At 68.7% G+C, this 14,220-nt stretch carries 5 protein-coding genes; 1 reads left to right on the top strand and 4 read right to left on the bottom strand.

The features are described 5' to 3' along the window. The first annotated feature begins 208 nt into the window (after positions 1-208). The gene (locus ACGFSA_RS14580) at positions 209-3,616 is read left to right on the top strand and encodes an AAA family ATPase (RefSeq protein ID WP_393304024.1); all 3,408 of its coding nucleotides are present in this window, start codon (positions 209-211) and stop codon (positions 3,614-3,616) included. Positions 3,617-3,718: 102 nt separating this feature from the next. Here the strand turns inward: ACGFSA_RS14580 and ACGFSA_RS14575 are convergent, their stop codons facing one another. From ACGFSA_RS14575 to ACGFSA_RS14560, 4 genes are read right to left on the bottom strand one after another with little or no spacing between them, the layout of a single operon-like run. Continuing rightward, on the bottom strand, positions 3,719-5,881 hold the full coding sequence (locus ACGFSA_RS14575; RefSeq protein WP_393304022.1) for a DEAD/DEAH box helicase: 2,163 nt from the start codon (positions 5,879-5,881) through the stop codon (positions 3,719-3,721). After that, positions 5,878-7,227, bottom strand: coding sequence for a BREX system ATP-binding protein BrxD (brxD, locus tag ACGFSA_RS14570; protein WP_393304020.1), 1,350 nt, complete (start codon positions 7,225-7,227; stop codon positions 5,878-5,880). The genes ACGFSA_RS14575 and brxD overlap by 4 nt, the downstream gene beginning before the upstream one ends. Next, positions 7,224-10,016 carry a BREX-2 system phosphatase PglZ gene (gene pglZ / locus ACGFSA_RS14565; protein ID WP_393304018.1) on the bottom strand — a complete coding sequence of 931 codons (2,793 nt, stop codon included), beginning with the start codon at positions 10,014-10,016 and terminating at the stop codon, positions 7,224-7,226. The genes brxD and pglZ overlap by 4 nt, the downstream gene beginning before the upstream one ends. Then, positions 10,016-14,080, bottom strand: a complete 4,065-nt coding sequence (locus ACGFSA_RS14560) for a hypothetical protein (RefSeq protein ID WP_393304016.1) — start codon at positions 14,078-14,080, stop codon at positions 10,016-10,018. The genes pglZ and ACGFSA_RS14560 overlap by 1 nt, the downstream gene beginning before the upstream one ends. Positions 14,081-14,220: the final 140 nt, after the last annotated feature.

Raw genomic sequence — 14,220 nt, 5'->3', positions numbered from 1 at the left:
CCAGCTTCTTGATCTGCGGTTTCGGATCCGAGGTGCGATACATCCGCACCGCACGCTCACGCAACTCCAGCGAGTATTTCCTTGGGGCGGCCATGGTCGATGTTCCTCTCATGAGGACCATCTGACCCCCTGTCACCATCTTCCGCATCTCGGGGGAACCTCAAATCGGGAAGTCTTCGCGCAGGAAGTCGGCCATGAGCGGGTTCCCTTGTTCAGCCAAGCCGCGGAGGAAGCCGCTGACGCAGCGCTGAACTCCACCCCGCTGTGGGTGATGGACGGAGACAACCAACGTGCCATCATGGATGCCTTTTTCGAGCCGGTCGTCCCGGGTGACTCGTTGGTCTTCGCCTATCTGAAGCACTCCCCATTTCAAGAGCAGCGCACCGACCGACTGCTTGTAGGCGCCGCGCGGATCAATCGCGTCACTCCGCCACCGCTGTGGAACCACTCGGGGAACCCGCCATTCAGCTCCGCCATGTGGGAGACGGCTGTCGAGCACTCACTCCGCCCCGACATGACCGATGGAATCCTGCTGCCTTACCAGCAGCTCATCTCCCTGATGGACGATGGCATCGACGTCGACAAGGCGCTGGCATGGGCCCCCGAGGGCCGTGTTGTCGAGTTTTCTTACGTCACCGAGCATCTGTCCGACGATGCCGCCATCGAAGCGCTCACCTCTCTGCAGTCGGCCGCCGATGGCATGCGGGAATTGGGGGTGGACCTACCTGACACCGGGCGCGAATGGTTGCAGGCCCAGATCGAACGTCTCTGGCAGTTGCGCGGCCCTGTCCCCGGCCTGCCTGGTTTCCTCAAGGCGATCGGCGTCCAGCATCCCTACCTCGCCGCTCGAGCGGTAATGGCAGAGGCGGGCGACAACACAGACCCGTGGGACATCCTCAAGACAGTCTTTGCCGACCCGTCCTGCGCCCCCAGTGGGATCAGAGCGCACATCACCGGCCTCCAGGCCAGGATCTGGAAGAAGGTCACGCCAGAACGTCAGGCCGTCATGCGCCTGCTCTCTGGCTTTGACATCTCTCCGGCCCAGATACAGATGCTGCTCGAAGGCGCAACAGAGGTCGAGATGTCGGCCGAGGACCTTTTGCAGAACCCGTACTTCGCCTCGACGTGTACGTACGGCACCGCAGATCACGTGCCGTTCTCAACCGTTGACCGCGCCCTCTTTCCCCCGGCCCACGTCACCTGGAAGCCTCCGGTCCCTGACGACCTCAAGCTGGAGGGCAACGTCGATCGGCGTCGGATCGAAGCATTGCTTACCGACGTGTTGGAACGGCAAGGCCAGCAGGGCGACACGGTTGTACCCGCAAGTGAGACCATCGCGCTGGCACTCGAGGTACCGCTCGCCCAGCCGCCCGCGCTGCCGCAGACCGTCCTCGCCGGCCTCGGTCTGGACCATGACGGCATCCACGAGTGGACTGAATGGTCACCGCTGACAAGCGTGTCCCTCGCGGACGGCACTCCCGCGTACAAACTCACGAGGTTCGAAGAGACCTCTTTCGTCATCCGGGACTGGATCAGGGCGCAAGAAGAACTGGGCAGCCTCGGTCCCGTTACGGACGCCAGGCAGACCTTGGACGGCGCGCTCGGTCGCAACCAGAACGTCACGGGAGAGCTCGACGAGCTGGAAGAGCGCGCTCGCACCGAGAAAGCCGCCGGCCTCTCGGCCCTTCATGACGCGCCGCTGTCGGTGCTCATCGGGTCGGCGGGAACCGGCAAGACCACGCTGCTGCGCGCCCTGGTCGAGTACCCCGGAGTCGCCGCGGCCAATGTGCTGCTCCTCGCCCCCACCGGCAAGGCGAAGGTCCAGCTGGAAACCAAGGTCAAGCTGCCCGCCAGGACGCTGGCGTCATACCTGAGCGCCACTCACAGGTATGACGGGGAGACCGGCCGGTACCTGGTGTGGGGAGATCAGCAACCACGACACAACTACGCCTTGGTCGTAATTGACGAAGCGTCGATGCTCACCGAGGAGATGCTCGCAGCCACCCTCGATTCCTTCGCCAGGGTCAAACGACTCATCCTCGTCGGCGACCCCCGACAACTCCCACCGATCGGCGCAGGTCGCCCCTTCGTCGACCTCGTCAACAAGCTGCGCCCTGACAGTTTCGGTGACTGGGTGCGGGTGGCACCGGCCTACGTCGAACTCCAGGTGCCTCGACGCCAGCTCGCCGACGGGACCCACGGGACCCGACACGATCTCGAACTGGCAGCCTGGTTCGGCGACAACACCAGGGGAGCAGGTGACGAAGCCATCTGGGCAGAGCTGGCCGCCAGCCCTGACTTGCCCAGCGTGCGGTATGTTCCGTGGGGTAACAGGACTGCCGTCGAGACACTGACCGACGAACTCGAGCACAACTTGGCTCTCGACGGCGACCCGGACCCGTCACGTGCCTTCGCGCTCACCTATGGCGGCGTCATCAACGATGGCTACCTCAACTGGCAAGTAGGCGCGGGAGGACATGCCGAGGACTGGCAGATTCTCTCCCCGACTCGCTCCCGGGCGTTCGGTACGGTCGAACTCAACCGCCACATCAAGCGCACGTACCGGTCGAGCGACACAGCGTGGGCACAGCACTCCCGTCGCGCCAACATCCCGAAGCCGATCGGGCCCGAGCTGATCGTTCGCGGCGACAAGGTCATGCAGACCACCAACAAGCGCCTGAACGCATGGCCCAAGCAGAACGCGATGAACTACGTGGCGAACGGCGAGATCGGCGTCGCGATCGGACGCGTCACGCCGGCGACGAAGATGCCGAAGTCCCAGCTGCGCCTCAACGTCGAATTCTCCTCACAAGCAGGGTTCCAGTATTCGTACTGGCCGACTGAATCCGATGACGCGCCACTGGAACTGGCATGGGCGGTCACGGTCCACAAGTCGCAGGGATCCGAATTCGGCACGACCTTCCTCATCCTCCCCGCCCGGGCGAACGTCTCCCGGGAGCTCATGTACACCGCCCTCACCAGGCAGAAGGACAAGATCGTCATCCTCCATGAGGGCACGCTCTTCGACCTACGCGATCTTGCACAACCCTGGCGCTCGGAGACGGCCCAACGGCTGACCGACCTGTTCGACGCGCCACACCCGGTAGCGCTCGAGATTCAGGGAACGGCTCACCGCTTCGACCGCAAGCTCATGCATGTGTCAGCGAACGGCATCCCGATGGCGTCGAAGAACGAGGTCATCATCGCCGGCATCCTCGACCAGCTCGCCCCAGGCCACTGGCAATACGAGGGGCCTTTCACCGGTGCCGACGGACGCGTCGTCCTGCCCGATTTCACGGTCTCGACCGTCGATGGCCGCACGGTCTACTGGGAGCACGCAGGCATGCTCGACCTACCCGACTACGCCCGGAAATGGGAGCTCAAGAAGGCCTGGTACGCAGAGAACGGCATCCTTCCGCACAGTCAAGGCGGCGGACAGAACGGTTCGCTCATGTGGACGGACGATCTCAACGGCGCTGATGCGCAAGCCTGGCTGGCCTTCGCCTCAGAGGTTCTGGGAGCAGTGCCTGCCACGCTGCCGGCCCAAGGAGGCAACCGGCCTGGCCCAGCGCGGAGGGCCGCCAAGAAGACAGCACAGCGGCGCCCCACCTCCTAGCGATGAGGATTCCTCTCCGCGGAGGCGCTCACTTCCGGCAGTTGCAGATCGACACGTCGCAAGACCGCAGGAGCCCGGCTCGCGGTCGGCACTGATGTGGAACTACTCGTAGCCGAGCCTGAGGAAGCGTGCCGGTTCGGCGAGGACCGTGCCGGCACTCTTCTCGTCCGTCAGGCGCGCAGCGAGGGTGGCTTCGGCCAGGCGGGGCGGGAGAGCTTCTCCGAACTTGAGGCCACGAACCGCCCGGCTGCTGACATCAGGCAGGCACAGCCCCGCCGCAGCATCCGCGCGGGCCGTCTGCCAGAGCTGAGGCGTGAGGTCGTCGCGCAGCCTGACCCACTGGTCGCTGACCCGTCGGTGCGGGGCGGCCACCGAGGCCAGCGAGGCGGCCAGCGTGGCGTTGGCGCGGTGGCCCGCCCAGGTCCACCAGCGGACGTCGCCGTCACCGTGCCTGCTGATCACCGTGCCGCCGGGGTGGACGGCGTGCAGGTGGACGTCACGCGCTTCGGCGAGCTTCGCCGTGGCGCGCGCGGTGAGGCGGACCGGTGGGTCCTGGCCGAGGAGTACGTCCCGGGCGGCGCGGGTCAGGGCGAAGGAGCGGATACGTTCCCCACCGAAACCGCTCCAGCGGGCACGCCCGCCTTTGTCTGCCGGTTCCACGAAGCATCGCTTGCGTGTCCAGTCGATGTAGGTCACCAGCCAGTTGCGGCCTGCGAGAAGTAGTTTGCGCGGGCCCTCGATCTCCTCCGTGAGCAGGTCAGGGTCGGTGCGGCCGATTTCGTTACGGCCGTTGAGTACGGTGAACTCCGGCGGGGCGGTGAACATGGCCGTCAGATTCATGAAGTGTCGGTGCCCGTAGCGCCGTTCGGCCTCCGGGCCGATGAACAGCAGTCCGCCGTCCTGATCCAGGTACCCCTCCTCGACCAGGTGGCGGACGACGGGCAGCGCGCCCGGCCCGAACGGGCCCATGCCACCCCACCACTCCTGCCACAGGTTCTCCCCGACCCGGTGCTCCTGGAGACACAGGGCCAGTAGTTGCTGGGCCACCAAGTGGCGTGGTTCAGGCGGTGCGACGACGGGTTCGACCCAGCCACGGGACCACTGCAGCAGGAGTGCGGCTGACGCGAGCAGTCCTTCGGGTTCGAGCGCGAGGAAGAGGCAGTTGCGTGGGGTGCCGGTTCGGCGTCCGGTGCGGCCGATGCGCTGGAGGAAGGATGCGACCGTGGACGGCGCGTCGAGCTGGATGACGCGGTCCAGGTCGCCTACGTCGATACCGAGTTCCAGGGTGCTGGTGGAGACGATCACACAGTCGCGTGCATCGGCGAAGGCTTCTTCGGCGCGCCGCCGTTCATCCACGGACAGCGATGCGTGAGACAGGAACGTCGTGACGCCTTTCAGGCGCAGTTGCTCACCCAGTTCTTCCACGGTGCGACGCGTCTCGCAGAAGACCAGGCGTTTCTCACCGCGATGCAGGCCTGAGATGACGGTGGCGGCGTTGGCGACGGAACCGACGTAGTCGAGTTCGACATCCCCTGGCGGCGGTGTAGCGGGGGCCTGCGCCTCTCGCCCCGCGCCGGCTCGGCGCTCCTCGGCGAGGTGCGGTGCGACCACCCGCGCGGGCCGGCGTCCGTGTCCCGAACCCTGCAGCCAGGTCAGCAGCTCATCAGGATTGCCGATGGTGGCGGACAGGCCGACCCGCTGGAGGGGGCGGCCGACGATACGGCTCAGGCGCTCCAGTACGGCGAGCAGATGCCACCCCCGGTCGTCGCCCGCGAACGCGTGCACCTCGTCGACCACGACCGTGTGGAGCCCCGAGAAGAAGGAGCGGTGGTCAACATGTGCGCTGACCAACATGGATTCCAGCGACTCGGGTGTGGTGAGGAGGATGTCGGGACGCTGGGCGAGGATGCGGCGCCGCCGGCTCGTGGTGATGTCGCCGTGCCACAGCTCGGCCGTGCGGCCCACCCAGCCGGTGTAGGTCCGCAGCCGTGGGTGGAGGTTATTGAGTAGTGCCTTGAGCGGACACACGTACAGCACGCTGGTGCCCTTCCAGCCGTGGCGGCTCATGCGCGTCAGTAGGGGGAAGGCCGCCGCTTCGGTCTTTCCTCCGGCGGTGGGGGCGAGGAGTACGGCGTCCTCACCGCCCAGGAGCGGCTCGATAGCCTCTTCCTGCAAGGGGCGCAGGGAGCGCCAGCCGAGGGCGTTGACGATGTGGTGACCGAGGACCGGGTCCAGAAGGTCGAAGACATCGGCCGGTTCCTTCATGAGAGGGCCGGGTCGTCGTCCAGGTCCAGTGCGATGTCCCCGGCGCCCGTTGCCGCGCTGCGTTCCGTCTCATTGAGCTCGGCACTGCTCAACGTGAGCGCGTAGTGCACGCGGGGGTCGAAGTCGGGGAACTCGTCGACCCGGTCGAGGACATCGGCGACGAGCTTGCGCAGGTACAGGCGTGGGGCGATGCCGACCTTGCCGCCTAGGGACCCGGTGACGGCACGGGCCAGTTCGTCGAGGTAGGTGTCGTCCACCCGGTCCGCGAGCCACTGCGGGTGGCGGGCCGCTCCCGCGTACAGGTCCCGCACCTTGCGCCCGAGTTCGCCGAGCGAGTCCAGATCGAATCCGGCCAGCCGCAGTTGGACGGCGCGAGGGGAGTCGAAGCGCGGGTCGGTGGTGAAGTCGGTGGCCAGCCGCTGGGCGAGGGGCGCCAAGCGCTGGACGCCCTGCTGTCCGTCGTAGAAGGCCGGGGTACCGGTGATGACGAGGAAGAGGCCGGGAAATCGTCCGGCGTCGATCTCGTCGAGCAGCTGGCGCAGGGCGTTGAGGGACTTCTCCCGTACGTCGCCGCGCACGCGTTGCAGGGTCTCCACCTCGTCGAGGACCAGGAGCAGTCCGGGATGTCCACAGTCCCGCAGGACGGTCAACAGGCCTTGGAGAAAGCCGAGGGCACCGAAGTGGTCGAGGTCGCCACGGACACCCGCGGCACGCTTGGCGGAAGCTGCCACCGATTTCTGTCCGCTCAGCCACGCGATCAGCGCTTCGGCATGCGCGCCGTCACCCACGGCTACCGCCCGGCGATAGCCGCGCAGGGCCGCGGAAAAGGCAGGAGTGGTGCGGGCGACATCGGCGAGCCGGCGTTCCAGCAGCTCGTCCACGGCCTGTGCCAGCGCCTCCTCGTCGTCGTCGGCGACCTCGCCACCGGCGAGCACCTCCTCCTCCAAGGCGTAGAACCAGGAGTCGACGACCGCTCTGAGGGCGGAGGGCTGGTGGGTGGCCGTGGTGAGTCGTTCCACGAGTCGGCGGTAGACGGTCTCCAGGCGGTGCAACGGTGTCTCGGTCTCGGAGATCTGCACCTCGCTCACCGCGAGCCCGCGCCGCTTGGCACGTTCGGCGAGCCAACGGGCGAAGAAGGTCTTACCAGAGCCGTACTCGCCTCGCAGGGCGTGAAACGCGGAGCCCCCTCGAGCTGCGGTGGCCAGGTCGTCGTCGAGGGTCGCTTCGAAGCGTTCCAGACCGACGGCGAAGAGCCCGAGGCCGGCCTGCGGCACGGTGCCGCGCCGCAGTGCGTCGACCACGTCGCGCCGCCGCACCGCACTGACGTCGGATGCAGGAGCGCTCATGCTGTCTCTCCGAGGAACTGCTGCTCCAGCAGTGCCCTGTCGAGCTGGACGGTACGTCCCGACTCGACGAGCTGGAGCACGGAGTAACCGTCGATGTTGAGGAGGCGCTCCAGGACGGTGGCGAAGCGTTCCGGGTTGCGCTGCGAGCGACCCGTGGCGGCCTGAGCCGCTGCGGTCACCGCGCCGGGCGACAGCTTTCCCCCCGCCGCGAGGAGGGCGTCGAGCACAGCGGCGACGGCCTTGTCCGGGGGCGCGCCACGAACGAACTCGCGCTGGGACCTGTAGGACGCGGACCGTACAGTACGGGCACCGGGGCTGTCCTCACCGGAGGTGTCCGGGGACTGGGCCGCCTGAGGCCGGATGACCGGCCTCTTACCCAGAACCATCGTGTCGGTGTCCAGGACCGGCTCGGCGGTGTCCGGGACGGGCTTGGCCTCGGCATCGGTGGCAGGCCGCTTCTCGTCGTACCACCAGCCCGGGGCGATACGTTCGGCCGGCAGAAGTGTCCATCCTTCGGGAATCAGGTCCGCGGACGGCACCAGGGTGATCACGGGCACGGTGACTTCGGCAAGAGAGGCACCGCCGTGGTAACCGGCTTGTCGGGCGGTGTAGCGCAGGTCCTCGCGCCAGGCCAGGGTGACCCGGCCGCGTACCCGGGGGCCGGATACCTCGATCTCGCCGTCCGCCGCGTTCCCTGTGCGCCAGCGAGCTCCCTCGGCCTTGCCTACCAGGGGCTGCTGCCCGTGACCGCGCGGAGTGCGGTCGATGATATGGCCGTGGTCGGAAACGAGCACGACCGGTCGGCCGTAGTTGCGTGCCTCTTTCAGCAGGTCGGACAGTTTACCGATGTCCTCGGGCGCCCACTGGCCTCGGGCGCCTTCCCGTCCGTCGGCGAGCGCGTCGTCGACGGTGTTCAGGACGACACCGACGATGTCGTCGGAGGCGAGAGCCTGAAGCACTTCGGGGGCCAGCCGATGGCCGGGCGGCCCTTCGTATCCACCCTTGTGAAAGAGCTGGGCGGTGCGGTGCCGCTTCTTCCAGAACGCGGCGAATCCTGCGCGTTCGGCGCTCTGTCCGCCCTCCGTTGGCTGACCACACAGCAGGGACGCCCTGCTGAGGGTCGTCACGGACGGCAGCATCGACACGGCGGCCCGGCGTGCGGCGTCCTCGCCGGGGCGCGGCTTGGGGACCACTTCCGTCCACGGCCGCCGGTCTAGCGCACCGGCGAGCTGTACGGCGACGTCTGCGCTCATGCCGTCGAGTACGAGGATCAGAGGCCTGCCTCGCTCACGGCCGGATGCCGCATCGCCCTCGCGTTCGAGCGGCCTGGCGAGGGGGACGACTGCCTCGGCCAGCACATCCTCGACGAGCAGTGCGCCCCCGGGCGCCTGTCGGCAGGCACTCTCGCTCCAGAGTGCGAGCCGCTGGGCGAACTGCTCGTCGAGGGTGGCCCGTCGTGCTCGTACGGCTCCTATCAGCCGCTGGTAGGCGTCCGCGACGGCTGGATCCCGGGAGGCGTCGCCCTCGGCGAGGATCCCGACTGCGAGGTCGGCCCAGCCCGAGGACGCCAGATGGCTGTGGACGCCGTGGGCCACCGACTTCACCGTCTGCAAGGGCCCCTGGAGCCAGCGGACCAGGCGCACCGCTGTACGGGCGTTGTCGGTCGAGTCGGCGTACAGCGCGGCGAGGTGGTGCCCCGTAAGGTCGCGCAGCGCGGCCTGGGCCTCGCTCGCTGGACCGTGCAGGGTGCCAGCGAGATGGCGGAGCCGGGTCCGGTAGCCGGAGGGAAGCAGCCGGTCGGTTCCGGTCAGGGGGCCTAGGCGGGCGTCGTCGGCGAGCCGGTCGGCACGGTCGAGGATGTCGAGTACGCGGTCGCGGGCCTCGGTACGGTGCGGCCCGTGGCCTTCGGCCTCGGCGATCCAGCGTGTGAGAACCCCGGTGACTGCGTCCGCGTAGGGGCGCAGCGCGTCGAAAGAGGCGAGTGCGGGACCGAAGAGAGTCCCGAGGGCGAATCCGGTGGCTTCGGGTGTGGTGGAGGCCAGTGCGGCGGATGCGAGTGCACCGAGCGGCAGGGCGTCCGTGCCGCGTCCGTCGGCGACGAGAGCGAGAAGGGTGGGTGCGGCCGGTCCGACGGTCCTGGCGAGCCAGTCGCTTAGCCCGTCGCGTTCGGCGACGGACAGAACGGCGTAGCGGGCGGGGCCGGTGGGTGTACGCGTCCAGGCGAACAGCGTGTCGGCGTCGAGGTCGAGGGTGTCGGCGGTGGTGTCGCCGAGCCCGAGCCGTGCGGCGAGGAGGGCGCGCACGGCCCGGTCGCGGGTGAGGACGGCTCCGGCACGCGGCCAGCCGTCGGCGGGTTCGGCTTCCAGCAGGGCGTCCAGGAGCCAGCGCTCGTCGGCCATCCGGGGGTCGACGTCGGTGGCACCGAAGAGCTGCTTGACGATCTCGGCTCGGTCGACGGCAAGCGGCCGGTGGCGGACGGCGTGGGCCCGCAGGTCCCAGCCGAGCTGGTCGGCGGGGACCGCTCCGGTGACGACGAGGACACTGTCGCCGTCCGGGTCGTCCTCGGTGCTGTGGCGCTGCCAGGCGTCGGCGATGCCGAGCGGGGAGTCCTGGTCACTAACGCGGACCCGGCGGCTCGAGTCCGCGACGCGCAGGGTGAACTCGGTGTCCTGCCCGGGGCCCTCGTAGGTGGCGTCGACGAGGACGAGCCGCCGTCCTCCGGCGTCCGGGAGTTCCGCTTCCAGCAGGACCTCGATGGCGCGTCGGCCCACGGCGGGGCGGGTGCCCATCAGCGGTGCCCTTCCGTGCCTGCTCCGAGGCTGCCGGAACCGTCGGCGGAACCAGGCCCGGGACCTGGGCCGTGGCCGCCCGGGGTGCCGGGTGCCGCCGCGCCGCCGGTCTGCCCACCGGGGTCGACCGCACGCCAGATGATCTCCACCGGCGTATCGGGGTTCCCGGCGCGGAAGTCCTCGATCTCCCGCCGTACGGCGGCCAGCTCACCGGCGAGCAGCGTTTCCAGGCCGCTCGCTCCGGCCTGGACGACTCGCCGGGCGGCCCGGGGACCCGGCAGCACTCCCCCGGCGCCCTCTTCTGCGGCGGAACCGGTCGTGGACCCCGGTGCCGGCCACAGGAACTCGGGCTCCGGGGAGCCCGCCGGCGGACCGGCCGGCGGTTCCTGGTGTGAGGACACCGCCGGGCTTCCGTGTTCGGTGAGGGAGATCTCCCCGGGACCCGGCGTGGGTTCGGGCGGCAGCGGCGCCGTCTGTTCCAGCTGGAGCGCCGCGTCGAAGATGCCCATCGCGGTCGACCGCACCTCGCGGAGTACGGGCGCCAGCGGCCGCTCGAACTCCGATGCGCGGACGGTCTCGGCGATGTGGTCGAAGAGCCGGCCGGCCCGGTCGCCCACGCTGTCGTCCCGGTCACGGAGGCTGTGCACGCGCTTCAGCACGGGCCAGTCGGTGGCGTCCAGGGCGGCGAGGACGCCCTCGGCGCTCTCCATGGTGTGGGCCAGTTCGCGGATGGGGGTCTGGTGGGTGACCGCGGCGAGTTCCTTCACCAGATTGGTCGCGTCACTGCTGTGCCGGCCCAGCCGGGCCAGCACCCCCGCGGCCTCCCGCAGCATCGCGGTACGCGGCGCGGTGGTACCGGCGTCGAGGCCGATCAACTCCGCGTGCCGGTCCAACGCGCTGCGCACACCCGCCACGTCTTTCTCGAGCTTCGCCGCCTTGGCACGTACGTCGGCTGCCAGCTGGTTGACGTTGCGCGCGTACGGCTGGGGCTTGGCCGGCACGCCGAAGAGGTGCGCGGCACGGTCCCTGGCCTTCTCGTACTCCTCGTCGTCGGGCAGGGGCTGGGCGCGCAGCCTCCACGGGGGCCCGATCGACAGAAGATCGGGTGCCGTGGTCTCGGGGCCGGAACGGAGGACCCAGGCGCGGTCATCGAGCAGCGCGTAGGCGGCGATCAGCAGGTTGGTGGTCTGCTTGTCGAGGCCGGAGTAGCCGAGGGGTTCCTCGGTGATCCAGCGGCGGATGTCCTCGACGGAGAGGTCGTCGCGCTCCTGGTTCTGAGCGGCGGCCTGGTTGATGCGGGCACGCCAGTCGGGGCGCAGGACGAGCGGTCCGTCGTGGACCGTGCCGAGCTCCAGCGGTTCGACGATGCGTTTGACGGTCGCCACGTGGTTGCGGTCGATCTCCACGCGTCCCCCGTCGTCCATGGCCCGAGTGATCCACTCCAGGGTGGTCCGCAGCTCGGCGGGGGTGACGGCCTTCCGCTGGCCCTGGCGGTCGGGGCCGAAGGCCGGGTGCTTGGGGTAGAGCGCGCCGAACATCCCGTCGGCGAGGTGGGCCACGTTGTCCGCGAACTGCTTGCCGCCCTCCAGCTCGGGGCGTGGCAACTGCGGCAGGAGGGACAGGACATGACGTCCGTCGACTACCTCGACGGCCTTGGTGCCTTCCTTGGGCGCCGAGATGCCGTACACCTCACCGAGCGAGGTGACCAGGGTGTGGGTCAGGGTGTCACGGCCGATCTCGAGCTGGCGCCGGGCCTTGACCCGGTCGTCCGGCGCGTAGGTGCGCGTGTACTCGTCCAGCCGGTTGCGCTCCAGCAGGAAGTTGATCCGCATCAGCCGGCCGAGCTGCGCCTTGCGCTGCTCGGAGAAGAAGTCGGGCAGCCAAACCAGCGTTGCGGCGGACAGCCCGTTCTTCTTCAGCTCCACCACCCGCTGGTAGTCGTCGCTGGGATAGCGGCGCTCGTCGTCGTCCCAGGGGTAGTCGACGACGAGGCGGACGTTGGCGCTGTCGGAGGGCGTGAAGTGCTCGTCTGCCACCTCGCGCGGATCGCGTACGTTGCCGAACACGAACTCCACGGTGCGCCGGGTCCCCCGCCAGACGATCTCCTTCTCGACGATCAGACTTTCCTTGACGCCGAACAGCTCCCACAGCTGGTCGCGCACCCATACCCGACGCACGCCGACCCTGTCCTCACCGGCGACGGCGTCGAGCAGCGGCTCGATGTCCAGGTCGGACAGGTGGAGCGAGAACACCGGGTCCTTCTGGCCCTCTGCGAGCAGCTCACTGTGGAAGGTGCCGCGCAGCGCCTGCATCCGGTCGGCGACCTTGTCGCCGGGCGGGACGGTCCGCGATCGGACGGAGCCGTGGTTGAGGGCGGCCAGCCGCGCGCCGGTGAGCCTGCGCAGCGCCGGGACGTCGGGGGCGAGCGCCGCGAGCAGCAGCGTCTTGATGAACCGGTCGTCCGCGACGAAGTCGGGGTGGTCCGCCCGCCCGTACTGCTCCAGCAGGTGCTGCTGCGCCTTGGCGTGGAACTTCTCGGCGGCGTCGGACTCGTGCTTGAGCTGCTCGGTGAAGGCCGCACCGGTGCCATCGACCAGGATGTCCCACAGGTCGCCGAGTGGGATGAGCTGCCCGAGCGGGGCGTCGGCGTTCTTCTCAAGGAGCTGCTGGACCAGCTTCAGTCCGCTGCGTTCGCGCTGGAGGGCTCCGGAGAGCGCGACAAGCACGTTCAGCAGGGCAGGTGAGAGCGGGTAGACGGCACGGAAGTCCTCCCAGTTCGCACTGGTGGCGCCCTGGTCGTCCAGCAGGACGTCCTTGACCTGCTGGTTGGACCGGTCGATGCCCGCGAAGGCGCTTTCCAGAACCTCTTCCTGGCCGGGCTTCGCCTTCAGCACCCGCTCTTTGATGATCTCCGGGAGGTTGCGGTCCTCCAGGTTGATGACGGTGAAGCGCTCCTTGAGATATTCGAGCGCTTGTTCCATGTTCTGGACGTCGGAGCCGAGGATGTCTTTGCCGACGAGCTGGGAGAGGTCGCGCTGCCGGGAGATGAAGGAGACGATTGGCACCGGCCGGTCCGCGTTACCGGATTCGATCAGCTTGACGAGCTTCTGAATCTCCTCGTTGACCCAGGTGCGCTTCCTCATCCGGGCCTGGAGCCAGAGGATCAGCTCGTCGAGGAAGAGCACCACCCCGTCGTAGCCGAGCGACCGGGCGTGCTTGCTGATCTCGCTTAGCCCGTCGTCTAGCGATACGAACGCATTCTCATCACCGGCCTTGCCGGTGGCGTACGACTTCATGGGGCCGCCGAGGAGGGCGGCCACCAGACGCTTGCGGTCCTCGTCGCCTGCGGGGGCGTCGAAGGCGGCGTTGAGTTCGGCACTGGTCCACCGGGTCGCGGAGACGGAACCGATGGGAGCCAGCCCGCCCTCAGCAGGGACCGATCCGATGGGGGCCAGACCGTCATCGGTGACGGGGGCACTGGCCGGGACAGGTGCGGCGGTACCCGTGGTGGGCAGCAGCCGCGCGAACGCCTCGTCGCCGAGTGACTCCCGCATCGACCGGGCGTCGGCCAGTAGCCCGTCCGACTTGTAGACCGGCGGGGTCGGCGCGTCCGGGTGCTCGGCCCGCACAGTCTTGACGTATCCGCCGAGCAGCGCGGAGTCCAGGTTGGCGGCTCCCACCAGGTGGTAGGGGACCATCAGGAACTTCTTGCCGGGTAGCCAGTCATTGTGCTCCCCGACCACTTCGCGCAGCCTGGGCTTGGCCCTGGCCGCCGGGTCGCCGTTGAGTACGGCGTGCAGCACGGTCAAGAAGTGGCTCTTACCTGCGCCAAAGGAGCCATGCAGATAGGCGGCGTACGAGGTGTTCTTGCGCACGGCGCCCCGAACCAGCCGCAGCGCCTTGTCGAACTCCTTCGCCAGCTGCTCGGTGACCACGTAGTCGGCCACCGATCCGGCCTGGGCGTCGCCGAACCCTTCGGTCAGGGCGACCTTGAAGTCGCCGGCGTGGGCGTCCTCCTTGATGTCGAGGACATCCTTCAGCACAGCGTTGCTGCCCCTGGCCATCAGCCGCTCCCGCTCCCACCACGTCCGCCCGGCCCTGCCGACCGGTCACTCAACGGTCCGGGCCCGTCACCAGGGCCCTCTTCACCGCTCCTCCATCCTGCCAGCTCGGTACGACAACCAGGGACGGTCCGGCAGAAGAG

This window comes from Streptomyces sp. NPDC048496, from assembly GCF_043200055.1.
GTDB lineage: Bacteria > Actinomycetota > Actinomycetes > Streptomycetales > Streptomycetaceae > Streptomyces.
Note: the sequence above shows the minus strand (reverse complement) of the source record. Positions and strands in the feature narration are given on the sequence as shown.